This window comes from Mycobacterium liflandii (genome assembly GCF_022354805.1).
GTDB lineage: Bacteria > Actinomycetota > Actinomycetes > Mycobacteriales > Mycobacteriaceae > Mycobacterium > Mycobacterium marinum.
Genome location: NZ_CP023138.1, coordinates 1,631,374 through 1,644,399 on the forward strand (window position 1 = coordinate 1,631,374; position 13,026 = coordinate 1,644,399).

At 63.8% G+C, this 13,026-nt stretch carries 8 protein-coding genes and 3 pseudogenes; 7 read left to right on the forward strand and 4 right to left on the reverse strand.

Translation table 11 applies throughout. The annotated features are described in order from the left end of the window. Positions 1-15: 15 nt before the first annotated feature. The 3 genes and pseudogenes from CKW46_RS07430 to CKW46_RS07440 all read right to left on the reverse strand — a co-directional run bounded on the left by CKW46_RS07430 (position 16) and on the right by CKW46_RS07440 (position 3,089). Positions 16-543: a hemerythrin domain-containing protein gene (locus CKW46_RS07430; protein ID WP_117435715.1), complete on the reverse strand. Its 528-nt coding sequence runs from the start codon at positions 541-543 to the stop codon at positions 16-18. Beyond that, a complete protein-coding gene (locus CKW46_RS07435; protein WP_482053023.1) occupies positions 540-1,544 on the reverse strand; it encodes a Rieske (2Fe-2S) protein in 1,005 nt (334 codons plus the stop codon). The genes CKW46_RS07430 and CKW46_RS07435 overlap by 4 nt, the downstream gene beginning before the upstream one ends. 341 nt (positions 1,545-1,885) lie before the next feature. Continuing rightward, positions 1,886-3,089, reverse strand: a pseudogene (locus CKW46_RS07440) (ISAs1-like element IS2404/ISMul1 family transposase). 144 nt (positions 3,090-3,233) lie between these two features. Here CKW46_RS07440 and CKW46_RS07445 point away from each other — a divergent pair. The 7 genes and pseudogenes from CKW46_RS07445 to CKW46_RS07475 all read left to right on the forward strand — a co-directional run. After that, positions 3,234-3,767 (forward strand): annotated as a pseudogene (locus CKW46_RS07445) (PPE family protein); the annotation flags it as partial. Positions 3,768-3,980: 213 nt separating this feature from the next. Further along, positions 3,981-4,160, forward strand: coding sequence for a hypothetical protein (locus CKW46_RS07450; protein WP_020727472.1), 180 nt, complete (start codon positions 3,981-3,983; stop codon positions 4,158-4,160). A 104-nt stretch (positions 4,161-4,264) separates the two neighbouring features. Next, positions 4,265-5,287 carry a methyltransferase gene (locus CKW46_RS07455; protein WP_015354616.1) on the forward strand — a complete coding sequence of 341 codons (1,023 nt, stop codon included), beginning with the start codon at positions 4,265-4,267 and terminating at the stop codon, positions 5,285-5,287. 47 nt (positions 5,288-5,334) lie between these two features. Then, complete coding sequence (locus CKW46_RS07460) at positions 5,335-6,159, forward strand: adenylate/guanylate cyclase domain-containing protein (protein WP_015354617.1); 825 nt, start codon at positions 5,335-5,337, stop codon at positions 6,157-6,159. Between the two features lie 124 nt (positions 6,160-6,283). Beyond that, positions 6,284-8,626, forward strand: coding sequence for an arylsulfatase (locus tag CKW46_RS07465; protein ID WP_482053024.1), 2,343 nt, complete (start codon positions 6,284-6,286; stop codon positions 8,624-8,626). A 69-nt stretch (positions 8,627-8,695) separates the two neighbouring features. Continuing rightward, on the forward strand, positions 8,696-10,198 hold the full coding sequence (locus tag CKW46_RS07470) for an amidase (protein WP_015354619.1): 1,503 nt from the start codon (positions 8,696-8,698) through the stop codon (positions 10,196-10,198). Positions 10,199-10,396: 198 nt separating this feature from the next. Further along, a pseudogene (locus CKW46_RS07475) lies at positions 10,397-11,792 on the forward strand (cytochrome P450). On the opposite strand, the gene CKW46_RS07480 reads toward CKW46_RS07475, so the two are convergent. Next, positions 11,777-12,946 carry an FAD-binding domain gene (locus tag CKW46_RS07480; RefSeq protein ID WP_117435600.1) on the reverse strand — a complete coding sequence of 390 codons (1,170 nt, stop codon included), beginning with the start codon at positions 12,944-12,946 and terminating at the stop codon, positions 11,777-11,779. The pseudogene CKW46_RS07475 and the gene CKW46_RS07480 overlap by 16 nt on opposite strands. Between the last annotated feature and the right edge of the window lie 80 nt (positions 12,947-13,026).

Consider the following 13,026-nt stretch of genomic DNA (forward strand, 5'->3'; position numbering starts at 1 on the left):
ATGGTTGCTTCAATGTCACCTAATTGGGTGATGGCCATCTCGACTCAGGTGCGGTCGGTGCATCGCTCGAAACACAGCCGTCCTACCCCGCACGCGTAGCCGTTGGACTTTAGAGTTGCGCAGTTCCTCGATGCGACACTGCATCTGACTGCCCAACACATCAAGATCTTCGTCACTCAGTTTTACCGATGGGGGCACCGGAATCATGTCGCGTTCCTCTTCGTCGGCGTGGGCCTCCAAAACAGTTGTGAACGAACACCATTCGTCCTCATACGCTGACGATAACGGTGAGGTCCGCAAGAACGTCGCAAGTTGGTCAAACACCTGGCGGTGTTCTGCGTGGGCGATCGCGAGCAGGGTGCTGGCGGCTGACAGCGCGGGATAATAGATGTCGTCTTCGATGCGGAAGTGGATGTCGAGCTCAAGCAGCAGTTCATCCAGATAACGTCCACGATGTGCGCTGCCCGGTCGTGCGATCGTGATTTTCTGGCATAATCCCTTGAGTATCCGGTGGTGCTCCTGTAGCACTTGGTAGACGTTCACTTGGCCACTCCTTCACCAGCGACGAGGGAGGCCGGCGATCCGTTGCGGACTTCGATCATCCCGTTCGCGAATCGCGTCAGGTAGCAGGGCAAAGGTGCGGTTGCGGGTCCGCGCACCACCTCACCCGAATCCACGTCGAAGCGTGATCCATGCCAGGGACAAACGATTGAGCCCTTGTCGATCCACCCGTCTGCCATCGGTGCCGCCAGGTGCGGGCAGAACTCGCCGAATGCGGCTACCGTCGCGTCGTCGGTCCGGCAGACGACCAGTCCGAGCCCGCCGGCCTCGACGCGTTGCGGTTTTCCCTTCTGCAGCGAGCCTTCCGGCAGCACCGGTATCCACTCATCGGTTTCCAGCCGCTGACCGGACTGGTCGATTCCGATACCCGACTCGAACACCAACGCACCACCGAGATAGCTCGTGGCCGCGGTCATGCCGTAGCCGAGTGCACTGATCGTGATTCCATGCCAATGGCAGCCCCGACGTCGGTGCCACCATGACGTGGCGTAAAGCGCTGTCGCAACCAGGTTTAACACCCGATGAATGAGGCCGATGCGACGTTCCCGCTCGTGGGTGTGCTGCCAGTCGGTTGCGTCGGTGACCGTTGCTGCGACGCTGGTCAGAATCCCAAGCCCAAGCGAACGTTTGGCAAAACGTGAAGCGTCGACAACCTCTGTGCGCGGCAGGCCAGGTAGAACGCTGATCAGATCAAGGGCCACCGTGGTCCCGATGGCGCCGCTGGTCAAAGATGCCAACGGCGGGTGCAGCGGATGGCCAAGCCACACGCCGTGCAGTGCGTTCGTGATGCGCTCTCGAGCACCGCCTAGCGTGTAGAACAAGACGCTCAGCAGGTGTTCGAGCCGGTAGCTCGGCCGATCCAGCCAACTCTGGCGGCCTAGAAAGGCAAATGTCCGTGAACCCAGCTTGTTGAACTGGTTCTCCGGGCACCGTAGATCTCCCTTGGCGTGGGTTCCTACTTCATCGAACGTGAGCCTGAACATCTATGAACCTTGCCCTTCCCCGTCGCACATCCATTCGCATCCTCGCTGGCCTCGGGGCCGACTTAACCCTCCTCTCGTGAAGCGAACGTCCTATCAACCACAGACGGCGGAACAGGCGGCGAACCATAGGCTTGCATATATCAATAGTTTCTATAGTCAATAGTCTCTATACTATCGACTCGGGTCAAGGATTTTTGTTGTTACGTTTGTTACATGGCCGGCGTTAGTGACGATGGCCAGGCAGCGCTCCACCGGTTTGCCCAAACCTAGACGATCCGCGTTTGACGTTGATTCAACAATTACGCGGCCCTGGGGTGAGGCCAGGGCTCCGGCGTTGTTGATTAGCAGGCTTGTGAGCTGGGGAATTGTGGATTGAGGAGGTCTAGGTGGCGGTTGGCGGTCAAAGCGGTGATCCGGCAGGCTTCGGTGATGTTGTCGGCGCCGTTGAGGCGGTGCAGATTGATCGCGGTGTTGCGTAGCGTTGCTAGGACCTGTGCGCCGTTTCCGGTATGTGCCCTTTGATGGTCTTCGTCGAAGGTGACGTCGCGTATCCAGTGCAGGCTGTTCTCGATTCCCCAGTGTTGACGCATCCAGGTCATGATCGCGGTAGGGCGGGCGTGCTCGAACGGCAGGCTGTAGATGGCATAGACCACCTCCACGCTGCGCTGGTCGGTGGCGGTGATCAAGCGTTCACGAGTGATCCGGATGATTTGTTTTGCGTAGGGGAAGCCGATTCCTCGTGCAGCGGTGATGATTTGCAGGGTGCGGGTCTCGACACGGCCGTGGCCGCGGGAGTCGTCGGTAGCGGCTGTGGGCACCTCGGCCCAGGGCAGCGCGGTGATACGCGCAAGTATTTTGGCTTGGTTGGACTTGACGATCATCAGGTAGTGCGACTTCAAGGTGGCGCAGATCAACTTCGCGGTGACGACCTGGGTATGCATCGCATCCACGGTGACCAGCCACCGCAAGCTACCCGGCAGCAGCGTGAGCAGGGCACGTACGCAGGGAATTTCATTGCTTTTCTCGGCGACAGCGAGTTGACCGAGCACCAATCGGGCACGGTGGGCGAACACCGACACGAGATGCGTGGCTGTCGCTTTGGCGCGTAAAGGCACCACGCAGCATCTTGCCGTCCAACGCGATCGGCACCAATCCACTGGGGTCGCTGCTGGCCACGTGTGCAGTGAAGTAACTGCCCATCCTGGCGTTGAGGTCGGAGGGGTCTAGCCGAGACAAAACAGCGCGGAAGGTCTTCTCACTGGGCCGCCGGAACCGGACCCCTAATTAGGCCAACACATCATCGGGAGCGGTGGCCGCCCATGTGGCAAAACCAGCATAGCCGCGCATCCCCGCGGCAGTGGCCAGAACCGCGATCGCCAACAAAGCCATCAGCGAATACCTCCGACCGCGTGGGTCCCTCGGGTCTGGCACCGAGACCAACACATCGAGAAACTCCGATCCGATGAGCTCGCTGCGCTCACCAGGACTCCAGCGGTCGAACACCTCTGGAACCGACGACACAGGCAATACTGAAACGGTAGGCACGGGCAACTCCAGACCAACGACGAACAGTAACCAACTCGATCGTTCTCCAGAGAGCCCGTGCCTACACTCCGGCCCCAATAGCGCGGCACCAAAGATCATCAACCCAGCTCACAAGCCTGCTAATCAACAACGCCGGAGCCCTGGTTCACGTTGCCGCAGATTTCGACTCCGCCGATCAGTACGGATCCGTTCACGATTGATCCAATCGCGGTTGCCGGGTTCACCCTGCCGCAAATCAACATCCCGGCATTCACCACGAACGAGTTCACCATTGCGCCAATCGGAATCGGTGGGTTCACGACGCCCCCGATCACCATCCCCAGCATCCACCTGCCCAGCACCACTCTTGCCGAATTCGCCATCCCGGGTGGACCGGGCTACCTCAACACAAGCGCCACACCTTCGTCGGGGTTCTTCAACACCGGCGCCGGCGGGAACTTGGGTTACGCCAACAACGGCTCGGGTTTGTCGGGTTGGTTCAACACCAACCCGGCGGGGCTGCTGGGCGGCTCGGGCTACCAGAACTACGGTGGCCTGTCCTCGGGCTTCTACAACCTGGGCAGCGGCGTGTCGGGGATCGCCAACACAGGCGTCCTGCCCTTCTCCGTCACCAGCCTCGTGTCGGGCGTTTCCAACATCGGCAACAATCTCTCGGGCTTCTTCCGAGGCATCTGGTAATGGCTGGTCGCATCGGCACTCAGGTCAGTGACGTGGGATTGCACCCAACCGGATGTGCTCAGGGTGGCGGCGACTCGGGCCCGCGTTGCGTACTTGAGCGTGTGGTGCGCCAGAGTCCTTCGCGAAAAAGACATGGCGAACAGCGTTAGCGGCATCAAGCCTTGGGTATCAAGGCCGTTCAGTTCGGTTCCAACGATCAGGGAGAAAACAACGATGATTGGTATCAGCAAGAACCGTCGGCCGGTGGCGCGCGGGTTGGTGGTGCTGGCCGCCGTGTTCGGGGCATTCGGGCTCGCCGGCTGCACGGTTGACACCTGGCAAGACAACGCGGCGCCAGCTCACGGTGTGGCTCCGCAAGCGCCGGCGGCCGCCGTCGACTCCGGCGCTGGATAGTCCGTTCCCGACCGTTGTGACGCGGACCGGCCCGGCACAGCTCGGTGACGGCCATAGACTGCTTGCTTGATGAGGTTGATGGACTGGGCTCGGCGGGGCGCGTAATGGATCAGTCGAGCCCCGATCGGATCATGGCAATCGGCGCCGGATACGGCCCGTCGAAAGTGCTGCTCACCGCGGTCGGACTTGGGTTGTTCACCGAACTGGGCGACCGGGCGATGACGGCGCAGGCCCTTGCCGAACTTCTCGGGCTGGTGCCGCGGCCGGCGACGGACTTCCTCGATGCCTTGGTATCGCTGGACCTGCTGGCGCGCGACGGCGACGGACCAGACGCTCGCTACCGCAACACAGCGGAGACCGCGCGGTACCTGGATGAAGCCAGCCCCGAGTACCAGGGCGGTCTGCTCAAGATTTGGGACCAACGCAACTATCGGTTCTGGGCGGACCTCACCGACGCGCTGCAGACGGGCAAGCCGCAGAACGAGATCAAGCAGACGGGCCGGCCGTTCTTCGAGACGGTCTATGCCGATCCGCGACGTCTCGAGGTCTTCCTGGGTGCCATGGATTCCGCATCGCGGCGCAACTGCGAGCTGCTGGTGAAACGCTTTCCGTTCCAGCGCTACGGCAGCCTCTGCGATGTCGGCGGCGCCAACGGGCTGCTGTCACGGACGGCCGCCGCCGCCCATCCCCACCTGCAATGCATCAGCTTTGATCTGCCCGCGGTAACCGACATCACGCGGCGCAAGCTCAGTGAGCAGGGACTCGGTGACCGGGTGCGTTCGGTGTCCGGCGACTTCTTTGCCGATCCGCTGCCGAGCGCCGATGTCATCACGATGGGCCAGATCCTGCATGACTGGAACCTCGACGGCAAGCAACGGTTGATCGCGAAAGCCTACGAGGCCCTGCCCGAGGGCGGGGCGTTCATCGCGATCGAGACGCTGATCGACGACGCCCGCCGGAAAAACACCGCAGGGCTGATGATGTCGCTGAATATGCTGATCGAGTTCGGTGACGCATTCGACTACACGGGCGCCGACTTCCGAAAATGGTGCGGTGCAGCCGGATTCCGTTCCTTCGAGGTGATCGCACTGGCCGCCGGCTCGAGCGCCGCCGTTGCCTACAAGTAGATGTCCGATGGCTGCGTCGACAGGGCTAGTGGTGTAAGAATCGACTGATGGCGCGCGGACGCACCCCACCGCGCCCGGACGGGGCGCAGGCCAACGCGGAGGAATGGGAGCGTTTCTTCGAGTACTTTGGCCACGCCTCGGTGCGTCGGGGAATTCGACTCATCTCCAGCCTTCCCGCGGCCCCGCGGTGCGAAGCCTGCGGCAATCCGTTCGCGGGATTCGGCGGCTGGCTGATGCGTCGCGTGGGCAAGAGCCCATCGCGAAAAAACCCGCGCTGGTGCCAACTCTGTTTTGAGAAGGCGCCCGGCGGTGGGGTCACGCTGCCGATCGGGGTTCTATTCGCCGACGTCCGCGGCTCCACCGCGCTGGCGGAGACTGTGCCGCCGGATGAAATGGTCGCCGCCCTCAATCGCTTCTACTCGAAACTGACGCAGGTGATTGTTCGGCACGGGATTGTCGACAAGCTCATCGGTGACGAAGTCATGGGTCTTTACTTTGCACCGCTCACCCGGGACGGCCGCTACGTCAATTCCATGGTGAGTGACGCCCGCGCCATCCTGCGGGCGCAGGGCTACGGCACTGCCGAGGGGCCGCAGTTGAAGGTCGGCATCGGTCTGGACGTCGGCCCGGCATACGTCGGCATCGTGGGTGAGGGCGAGATCCGCGACTTCACCGCGATCGGGGATGTCGTCAATACGGCGGCGCGACTACAGGCCGTGGCCGCGGGCGGGGAGATCGTGATGTCTGAGCGGGTGGCTGGTCTTGCGGGCGTGCAGGACGGCGAGGTCGTCACGCTGACCCTCAAGGGCAAGGCAGAACCCGTTGTGGCGCGCCGGATTACGGTCGACGGCGCGGCCCCGCCGACGCCGTGATACAGCCATCGGGCGTTGTTGTGCGGCGCGGCCGCCCGAAGCCACTGTCGTCAACTTGGCCTCCGAGAGTCCCAACCGACCTAAGCTGCTGTTGACGCGATTTCTGGACGGGTGGTGACGCGAAGTGGCGCAGTGGTCTGGGCGAGTGGCGACCGATATCCGCGATTCCGAGCCGGACTGGGGGCCGTTCTTGGCGCCGGCCGCACCCGCCGGCGCTCCCAACGTGCTGATGATCGTCTGGGATGACGTCGGCTACGGCGCGCTGGAACCGTTCGGCGGGCCGATCGAAACCCCGGCGATGCGCCGAATCGCCGACAGCGGCGTGCGCTACTCCAACTTCCACACCACCGCGTTGTGCTCGCCGACGCGCTCGAGCCTGCTCAACGGGCGCAATGCGACATCGAACAACATGGCCTGCATCACCGAGGCCTCGGCGGGGTTCCCAGGATTCTCGGGTCGGGTTCCGTTCGAGAACGGGATGATCTCGGAGGTGCTCAACGCGCGCGGCTGGAATACCTACGCGGTGGGCAAGTGGCATCTGACGCCCAGCGACGAGAGCGATGCGTCGTCATGGAAGGGCCGGTGGCCGCTGGGACGCGGATTCGAGCGCTTCTACGGATTCCTGGGTGGTGAGACCAACCAGTGGTATCCGGACCTGGTCTATGACAACCACACCGTCGAACCCCCGGCGACGCCGGAGCAGGGGTATCACCTGTCGGCCGATCTGGCGGACAAGGCGATCCGGTTCGTCCGCGACGCCAAGGCCGTTGCCCCCCAGAAGCCGTGGTTCATGTACTTCTGTCCGGGCTGCGGCCACGCGCCCCACCACGTGTTCAAGGACTGGGCAGATCGCTACCGCGGCCGGTTCGACGAAGGCTACCAGGCGATTCGGGTGGGGATCCTGGCCAACCAGAAGCGAATGGGATTGCTACCCCAGGACCTCGAACTGTCGCCGATCAACCCACACGGTGAACCCGATATCACCGGTCCAGACGGCCGGGCCTGGCCCGCACTCGATTTCGTGCGGCCGTGGGACTCATTGACCGACGACGAACGACGGCTGTTCGTGCGAATGGCCGAAGTGTACGCGGGCTTCGTGTCCTACACCGACGAGCAGATCGGCAGGCTCCTGGACTACCTGGCCGAATCCGGGCAGTTGGACAACACCATCATCGTGGTCGTCTCCGACAACGGCGCCAGCGGTGAGGGCGGGCCCAACGGTTCGTTCAACGAGAACAAGTTCTTCAACAACGTCCCCGACACCATCGAGGCGAATCTGCCCCGGATCGACGACCTGGGTGGCCCGTCCGCCTATAACCACTACAACACCGGGTGGGCGTGGGCGTTCGACACACCGTTTCCGTACTGGAAGCGGTTCGCCGGCTACGAGGGCGGGGTGGCCGATCCGCTCATTGTCTCGTGGCCGGCCGGCATCGCCGCGCGCGGCGAGGTTCGCGACCAATACGTGCACGCCGTCGACATCGTGCCGACGCTTTATGAACTGCTTGACGTCGACCCGCCCGCGGTTCTCAACGGCTGGACCCAAAGTCAGATCGAGGGCCACAGCTTCGCCGCTTCGATCAGCGATCCGCAGCTGCCCGGCCGGGCCACCCAGTTCTACTCCATGCTGGGCATGCGGGCGCTATATCACCAGGGCTGGCTGGCCACCACCCTGCACCCGCCGCTGTCGGGCTGGAGCAATTTCGACAAGGACCGCTGGGAGCTCTACGACCTGCGTACCGACCGCACCCAATTGCACGACCTGGCCGACGAAAAGCCGGAGCTGCTCGAAGAACTCAAGGGGCTGTGGTTCTACTACGCGGGTGTGTACAAGGGTCTGCCGCTCGATGACCGCACGGCGCTCGAGATCATGGCCTCACCGCGGCCGGAGCCCGGCGAGCCGCGGTCCCACTACGTCTACTACCCGGACTCCGCCGATGTTCCCGACGCGGTCGCGGTGAATGTCCGGCGCCGCTCCTTCACCATCGCCGCCGCCGTCACCATCGACACCCCGGAGGCCGAGGGCGTGCTGTTTGCCCAGGGCGGGGTGGCCGGCGGGCACAGCCTGTTCCTCAAGGACGGTCGGCTGCACTACGTCTACAACTGGCTCGGCGAGCGAATCCAGACCATCAGCGCACCCGAGCCCGTTGCCACCGGGACGCATGTGCTCACCGCCGAGTTCCGCAAGACCGCCGATGACCCGGACACATTCAGCGCCCTCGGCACACTGACGCTCTACATCGACACCGAAGCCGTGGGCGATGCCCAAATCGCCACCCAGCCGGGCACGTTTTCGCTGACCGGAGATGGACTGTGCGTCGGGCGCGACAGCGGCTCGGCGGTCGCTGACTACCCGGCACCATTCCCGTTCGTCGGCGGCACCATTGATCGGGTCATTGTCGATGTCAGCGGTGATCACTACGTCGACCACGAGAAGCAAGTCCTCGCCTATATCGCCCGCGACTGAGGCGGCAGCGGGCCGATCTGAACCGAACTGGACCCGCCGCCGGCGTGGCACCGCTTCCGGAGGGATCTCATGGAGTTGCCCGAGTTCACCATCGCCGAAACCCAGACGGCCTTCGAGCGGGGGGAGTGGACCGCCGCCGGCCTGACTGACTGCTACTTGAGACGGATCCGCGAGATCGACCAATCCGGTCCGATGCTGCGGTCGATCATCGAGGTTAACCCCGACGCCCTCGCGATCGCCGAGGCGCTCGATGCCGAGCGAAGCGGGGGACGGATTCGTGGGGCGTTGCACGGTGTCCCCGTCGTCATCAAGGACAGCATCGACACCGGTGACAAGATGGCCACAACGGCCGGTTCGCTGGCCCTAGAGGGTAACATCGCAACTCGAGATGCATTTGTGGTCAAGCAATTACGCGATGCTGGCGCAGTGATCCTCGGAAAAGCGAACATGAGCGAGTGGGGATATATGCGCTCCACGCGGCCGTGCAGTGGCTGGAGCAGTCGCGGCGGACAGGTGCGAAACCCCTACGTGCTGGACCGAAGTCCGCTGGGCTCCAGCTCGGGTTCGGCGGTCGCGGTGGCGGCCAACCTGTGTGTGGCCGCCCTCGGCGCAGAGGTCGACGGTTCCATCGTGCGGCCGGCATCGAGCAACTCGATCGTCGGTCTGAAGCCAACGGTGGGCCTGCTAAGCCGATCCGGAGTCATCGGTGTGGCATCGCCACAGGACATGGTGGGCCCGATGGCGCGCACCGTCACCGACGTTGCGACGCTGTTGACGGTGATGACGGGTGTCGATGACAGTGACCCGACAACGCGAGCGGGCGGCGCGCACACGGCAACCGATTATCGCCGAATTCTTGACCCGGCAGCCCTGCAGGGGGCCCGACTCGGTGTGGCCCGGGAGCGCTTCGGTGCGCACGAGGCGACGGATGCACTGATCGAGGGTGCGCTCGGTCAGCTGGCGGCGCTGGGCGCCGAGATCGTCGATCCGATCCAGGCCAGTTCGCTGCCCTTCTTCGGCGATCTCGAACTCGAACTGTTCCGCTATGGGCTCAAGGCGAGTTTGAATGGCTATCTCGGCGCCCATCCGCGCGCCGCGGTCGGCAGCCTCGACGAACTCATCGCGTTCAACAGAGCCCACGCCGGCCAGGTGATGCCGTACTTCGGGCAGGAGTTTCTCGAGCAGTCGCAAGCCAAGGGCGACCTCACCGACTCGCAGTACCTGCGGGTGCGGGCCGAACTGCGCCGCCTCGCAGGTGCCGACGGCATCGACAAGGCGCTGCGCGAGCACCGGCTGGATGCGATCGTCGCGCCCACCGAGGGTTCACCGGCGTTTGCCATCGACCCGGTCGTCGGTGACAACATCCTGCCCGGCGGTTGCTCGACGCCACCGGCGGTCGCCGGCTACCCCCACATCTGCGTTCCCGCCGGTTATTTCTGTGGTCTGCCGGTCGGCCTGTCGTTGTTCGCCGGCGCATTCCAGGAACCCAAACTCATCGGGTATGCCTACGCCTTCGAACAGGCCACCGGGGTTCGGCGGCCGCCTCGGTTTGTGCCGACGCTGTCAACCTAAGTCAACCTAAATGGCAAAGAGCTAAGCGGTAGCGACTGTCTTTCAAGATCATTCACCGAATCCGGAAATTGAACAGCGTGAAATATGTTGGTGTAATTTATATTTGGACCGGGTAGCAAGTAGTTGCCGCTAGCGCAACAATTTTGCTCTCTGTGAAACCCGATCTTTGTTCTCGACAAAGCCCGTAAAATCACCGTCATGACGAAAACCGCCACGCTGCCACCCGGACCTCGTCTTCCCCGCGCGGTGCAGGCTGCGCTCATGTTGCGGCACGCCCCGAGATTCCTCACCGCCTGCAAACGCCGCTACGGCAGCGTTTTCACGCTGCGCGTGGCGGGGCTGGGCACCATGGTCAATGTGACCGATCCGGTGGTGATCAAGAAGGTGTTCGCCGGAGATCCGCGCGTCTTTCATGCCGGCGAAGCCAACACGATGCTGGCCGGACTGCTCGGAGAGAGCTCGTTGCTGGTGGTCGACGACGATGTGCACCGCGACCGGCGTCGCATGATGCTGCCGCCCTTCCAACGTGAAGCCGTTGCGCACCAGGCTCAGCTGATGTCCGAGATCGCAGCGGAGAACATCGCCGGGTGGCCGGTGGGCCGTTCCTTTTGCGGTCGCTCCCAAGATGGCTGAGATCACCCTCGAGGTGATCCTGCGCACCGTGATCGGTGCCACCGACCCGGACCGGCTGGCCGCCCTGCGCAAGGTCATGCCGCGGCTACTCAACGTGGGGCCGTGGGAGACGCTGGCGCTTGCCAAGCCGGACCTGCTGAGTCGCCGTGCCTGGCGCCGGTTGCGCCGCGCTATCGACGAGGCCAACGAGCTGCTTTACGCCGAGATTGCCGAGCGGCGCGCCGACCCGAATCTCGCCGAACGCACCGACGTGCTGGCCACGCTGGTCCGGGCGGTCGACGGGGACACCGCCAAACCGTCGGGCCGGATGACCGACGAGGAACTACGCGACCAACTGATGACTCTGCTGGTAGCCGGGCACGACACCACGGCCACCGGCTTGGCCTGGGCGCTGGAGCGGCTGACCCGCCACCCGGCGATACTGGCCAAGGCGGTGCGGGCGGCCGAGGCCAGCGCGGCGGGTGATCCATCCGGCGACGAGTATCTCGACGCCCTGGCAAAAGAGACGCTGCGCATCCGCCCGGTGGTGTTCGACGTGGGCCGCATCCTGACCGAACCCACCGAGTTGGCCGGCTATCAACTGCCGGCCGGAACCATGGTGGTGGCCGGTATCGGTCTGGTGCACGCCAATGCCGAGGTGTATCCGGACCCGGACCGGTTCGACCCCGATCGGATGATCGACGCGACCCTGACCCCGACCACGTGGCTGCCGTTCGGCGGCGGAAATCGACGCTGCCTCGGGGCGACCTTCGCCATGGTCGAGATGCGGGTCGTGCTGCGCGAGATTCTGCGCCGGGTTGACTTGGCCACCACCACAGCACCCGACGAGCGCTACAAGCTCAAACACGTCATCTTGGTGCCGCACCGGGACGACGCGCGCATCCGTGTCCGCGCGATCACCGCGGTGTCACCGGCGGTGCCGGAGGCGCCGGGCTGCCCGGTCGCTCACGCCAAGTCGTAGTCGGGCAGTTCGAAGTCGTCGCGCACGCTACCGGCGAAAAGCGTTGCCAACGGGCCGATGTTCATCGTGCGCATCGCAATGTTGCGGAACCACAAACCAAATCGGGTGCGCGTGGCGAAAAACCCGATGAACCTGGCCGCCCCGGCCTGCTTGTCCGCGATGAAGGGGCGCAACTGCGCCTCGTAGGCATCGAAAGCGCGGCGGTGGTCGCCGCCGGCGCGCTCCAGTTCCCCGGCCAGCACATACGCCTCGGTCATGGCCAGACCGGTGCCCTCGCCGCCGAGCAGTGAGATGCACCCGGCCGCGTCTCCGATCAGCAGCACCCGATCGCGTGACCAGCGGTCCATCTTGATCTGGCTCACCACATCGAAGTAGAGGTCATCAACGTTGTCCAGTGCGGCCAAGATTTCATTACACTCCCAGCCGGCATCACCGAATTGGTTGCGCGACTGCTTTTTTGGTGTGAGGTCGGCGCCGTCGTGCTCATCGCGAAAGATGAACAGAAACATGATGCGCGCGCCGCGCAGCGCAACGCGCCCCACTTGCTTTCCGGGAATGTTGTAGAGGACGTACGTCAGCTCGTCGCGCGGCCAGTAATCGTCAACCACGCAGGCCGCGACCTTGCAGCCAAGGTAGTGCTCATAGTCGTGCTCCGGTCCGAAAACCAGACGGCGCACGTTGGAGTGCAATCCGTCGGCGCCGATGAGTAGATCGAAATCGCGCGGCGCATTTTTCTCGAAGGTGAGATGGACGCCGTCGCTGTGCTGGTCGATGGCGGTGATGGAGTCGCCGAAAAACGTTTCGACCTTGTCCTCGACCGTGGCATAGATCGCGGCGGCCAGGTCACCGCGGGGCAGGCTGGTGAAATCCTCGCCGATCATCCGGCGAAAGACGTCCACGTTCAGGTCGGCCTTGACTTCGCCGCGGGAGCCGACCGAACGCAATCGCTCAATCTGGTATCCCGCGGCGCGGACCGGGTCCTCGATGCCCATTCGTTTGGCCGCCTGATAGCCAACGCCCCAAAAGTCGATCATGTAGCCGCCGGTACGGAATTTCGGTGCCCGCTCGATCAATGTCGGGGTGTGGCCGGTTCGATGCAGCCAGTGGGCAAGTGCCGCTCCCGCTACGCCGGCGCCGCTGATCGCTACTTTCACACTGCAATTGTGCCCCGCGGCATGATTCTGTGTGCGGCGGGGATCACACCGCACGCCAGCAACGGCGGGGATGGCCGCTG